Genomic DNA, 4,259 nt, shown 5'->3' with positions numbered 1-4,259 from the left:
TATCAATTGATTTCAGATGAAAATAACCAAGGGGTTACAGCCGGAACCCCATGGCAAAAAGGCCCCATTCCATTAGAGTATGCTATTACAGGATTAGGTCCGATATTTGTTCGTGTCGCAAATTTTGACTACTTTAAAGAAATGATGGAAAAAGTCCTTCTCTTTAAAGAAATAGCAAATGAAGGTTCTTTTCATTTATTTGAAGTTGGTGAAGGCGGAAATGGTGCCCAAGTGGTTGTCGAGTATAATGCGATTCTTCCTCAAGCACGCCAAGGTTTCGGGACAGTCCATCATGCGGCCTTCCGTGTCGAAGATCGGTCTGTTCTTGAAGATTGGATTGGACATATGGAAAGCTTTGGCTTCCAAACATCCGGGTTCGTTGATCGTTTCTTCTTCGGTTCTTTATATACAAGAGTAGCACCACAAATACTATTTGAATTTGCAACAGACGGTCCAGGATTTATGGGAGATGAGCCTTACGAAACACTAGGTGAAAAATTATCTTTACCGCCGTTCTTAGAATCGAAACGGGGGCAAATCGAGAAGTTGGTTCGTCCAATTGATACCGTCAGAAGTACCAAAGAATTCATCAAAGAATAATCCAAAGAGCGAGGCCGTGATAAATATAGAGTTAATAATTATACTAAAACTTAATAATAATCACCTGAAACAGCCTTTTTCTGAATGAAGAAGGCTGTTTTCTATTCCATCACTTTATAAAAATATAGAGCAAATAAGATTAGTAATATGAGCAGGGCTATATTTAAGTGCTGTTGTATAGGATGAGCAAGTTACTGCTGATTCATATGATCGCATTTTTTAAAATGAAATAGATTCGCGTTGTGAACAATCTCCGTAATATATTTCATGGTAATCTTCACTGCCTCCTGAAACTCATAGCTTTTGCGATTATTAAGGATATTTGTAAACATCCCCTGCCATATTAAAATGGTTAATTCATTAATCGCATCAACGTTTTCCTCTTTAATATATCCCTCCCTTAGGGCAATTTCTAAAAAGGATCGCCCCCGTTTTGATACATTCCGTTCAAAGAGAATAATCTTTAACTCCTCAGGAATGTTAATCAAATCAGCAGGATAGATTTTATAATATTCTTCAAGAAGCTTCTCGGGTTGATCCCCTAAATCCATAATAAATACTGCATGAAAAATCTGTGGCTTTCTAAAGGAGTGAATACAAAAACATTCCCAAGCCAACAAATACTTTTCAATGGGATCTTTTCCTTTTTCAATATAAACAGCTACCTCATCTGTGTAGGATTTTAAGAATTTCATGGAAGCGAAAAAGATCAGATGGGAGATCTCAGAAAAATAGTTATAAATGGTTGCACTATTATAACCTGCTTTATCCGCCACTTTCCTGATCGTTACATTCTCTAAACCTTCTTCTTCGATAATTTCAGCTGTAGCGTCCACAAAGTATTTCCACATGCGGCTCAATTGTATTTCCTTTTTTTTCATTGCTTACTCCTTACATATTTTATATCAATACAAGTATTTCGGTCTTAGGCGAAGTAAGATCTAAAAAAGATGATAGAAAAATTATACCAAACTATGCTATGGAAGCCCAAAAAAAGACCTGCAATGGAACGGGTTCAAAATGAAAAACTGGCGGAAAACAAAACGTTTATCGCCAGCTTCTTTTCATTTTAGGGGCCCATTCTAACCAGCTTTCTTTTCTTTCATTTCTTTCCTCTGAAGGGCAATCCCGTGTCGTTTTTCTTTCGTTACTCTTTGCCAAATGACCGCGGTGATCAACCCAACGATTGTCAAGCCTAATAAAATGGCAAATAATACCTTATATCCTGTTGTACCACCCCAGTGGTCCAAACAAGCCCCGGCAATGATTGGCATAAAGATTTCCCCGCTGTACCCGACGATCATTAATGGCATCGCGACGGTTCCTGTTGTTTCAACTGGATAGTCTCCTTCCACCAAAATCGCGAAGTGCGTCGCCTGTAAGGCATACATGGATACATAAACAACGGCGATAAAGACTAACAACATTAAGATCATAGAAGGCTTTCCAGGCAAAAGAATGAGAGCGGCTAAACCGGCTGCCAATAAACTATAGGCAATGATGACCATATTCGAAATCCCAATTCGGTCCCCGATAATTCCAGAGGTGAAACTTCCGACTGGGCGGCAGTATTGTGAAAAGTAACCCAGTGCTGCGGCAATGATGGTGGAAGCACCAAAGGCTGCCGTTGCATATGGGGTAATATAATAGAAACTATTGATCATTGCATAAGACGTCAAAATAAGAACGGCTGCCAGCCAGGTTGTTGGCATTTTTAGAATCTTCCAAAGTACATCCCAATTAAATTTTGTATGATCTTTTTCGTTTGCTTGAACACTGCTGTTGTTTTGTTCAGGATCCTTATATATGAACATAATGATGATCCCTAAAAGAATACAAAACACGGAATAGAAAATAATCACAGTGGACAATGCCAGCTTGTCACTCAGTTGCTTTGAAACAAAGGCGAAGAGTCCTAATACCAAAGCAGATTCGACGACTTTAGCAGCACCGCGTCCGCCTTCAAAAAAGCCGAATGCTTTTCCTTGTTCATTTTCATTTGCTAATGACCGGACGGCTTTAATTAACGCTACCCAAAAGGTCATGATGGATGTTATTCCCCAAGCTCCATAAATTAAGAGCAATACAGAGTATGGGGGATACAATAGTAAGGTAAAGCCTAGAGCTCCTGTCACGATTAAGGAGAGCGTCAATAAGTGTTTCGTTTTCCAGCGATCTGCCACATACCCTGCAAAGATATAGGAAATCAAACAAGCAATTCCAAATACACTTCCGAGCGAACCCATTTGTGTATTGGTTAAGTGAAAGTCTTTTATAAATACATCATAATAATAATTCCGGAAATATGGCAATGTATAAATCATTTCACCTGCAATGATTAAAATGATTAAAGTAGGTATATTTTTCTTAAGTCTTCCTTCCATCTCTTATCCCCCAATCGCGGGATTTTTAAAGTCCCACGCGTTTAATTTTTTGGTCCCAATTCTTCTGAAATGCCGGTTCGTCGTTTTCTTTTACATCCATTTCGCCCACGATGATAAAGTTTTCACCATCAGAAGTTTGCGTAACGGTTATGTCAGCGTCAATCCACCAGCCCTCGCGGCCAATTCTCATATTTTGATAAATAGTATATTTTGCGGAAAGAGGGTCACCGTTAGATAATGTCAACTCCCGCTTCAAATTGTGTTCAACTGTCACATCAATTTCATCAAAGCGATAAACCCCTTCGCCAAATACCCCGCCGACACCATCCGTTATGCAAGTCCATGTATCGGTTACAAGATCGTATGAAATCGAACGATCGACTTTGCCCTCTGAAAGTAGGGTTATCGGAGTTAATGGCGCGCTTTGAGGACTCATATTTGGTCCTGCTGTCCGGCTTCCGTTAAAGATTGGCAATGAAAACTTGGCGGTTTCCAGATTCAATGTAAGTGTGGCATCCTCCGGCATGGTCCAAAACATTGGCCAAAAAGTGGAGGCAATCGATAAACGCACCCGGTGTCCGGCTTTAAATTTATGTCCGCAGCAGTCGAGATTCACATAGGCATTTACTTTCTCACCAGAGGCCAGCAAGTCTACCCGATCATGTCCATTTAAATGGGTTAAATTCATTACACCATAGGAAACCCGGGTAACGGCTCCGTCTGGTGCCACATCTGATAACTGTGTAAAGAGCATTGCTTTAGGTTTGTCACTCGATAATTGTACTTCAAATCTCGGGTAGCCTATTATTTCTAATGGGTTTTCTAAATGATCACTTTCAAATACCATCGCCATTCCATCATCTAATCGCTGGTCTGACGGACTTTCCCCAAGTACTCCGGCACCCATCCATTCACCTGATAAAAGGCCGTGATTTAAAGGTGTTTTTAATATCACTTGTTCTTCTTTTTCATTTCTTCTTTCTAGCAATTTTCCATGAGTAAATTGATACGTTTTCGTGAGAACTTCATTTGATGGCCATGAATCAAGTCCAACCCATTCTCCCTTACTAACCGGTTTAATAGAAGAAGGAGGCATGCTTTCCTCAAGCCATACATCGATCATTGGTCCATCCATTGCATCGTTTTCGATTCCTTTTAGCCAATGATCCCACCATTTAACAGCATCTTGTAAAAAGCCCATCGCCGGTCCCGGAACGCCATCCTGAGGATAAACATGTGCCCATGGACCGATTAGCCCTTTTCTAGGAACCGAAA

The 4,259-nt window shown here is 40.1% G+C and carries 4 protein-coding genes; 1 reads left to right on the top strand and 3 read right to left on the bottom strand.

Features of this window, described 5'->3' with window-relative positions; genetic code table 11:
• Window positions 1–600, top strand: a 600-nt coding sequence (locus V7659_RS16575) for a VOC family protein (RefSeq protein WP_420491737.1), incomplete at its 5' end; no start/stop codon positions are given.
• A 191-nt stretch (window positions 601–791) separates the two neighbouring features.
• Here the strand turns inward: V7659_RS16575 and V7659_RS16570 are convergent.
• From V7659_RS16570 to V7659_RS16560, 3 genes are all read right to left on the bottom strand, one after another.
• Window positions 792–1,481 (bottom strand): TetR/AcrR family transcriptional regulator, encoded by a 690-nt coding sequence (locus V7659_RS16570; protein ID WP_335540927.1) that lies wholly within the window; start codon window positions 1,479–1,481, stop codon window positions 792–794.
• Between the two features lie 201 nt (window positions 1,482–1,682).
• On the bottom strand, window positions 1,683–2,984 hold the full coding sequence (locus tag V7659_RS16565) for an MFS transporter (protein WP_335540926.1): 1,302 nt from the start codon (window positions 2,982–2,984) through the stop codon (window positions 1,683–1,685).
• 25 nt (window positions 2,985–3,009) lie between these two features.
• The coding region (locus tag V7659_RS16560; RefSeq protein ID WP_335540925.1) for a CocE/NonD family hydrolase at window positions 3,010–4,259 on the bottom strand (1,250 nt) is incomplete at its 5' end.

Origin of the sequence: Neobacillus drentensis (genome assembly GCF_036966985.1) — a bacterium.
Lineage (GTDB): Bacteria > Bacillota > Bacilli > Bacillales > Cytobacillaceae > Neobacillus > Neobacillus drentensis_E.
Note: the sequence above shows the minus strand (reverse complement) of the source record. Positions and strands in the feature narration are given on the sequence as shown.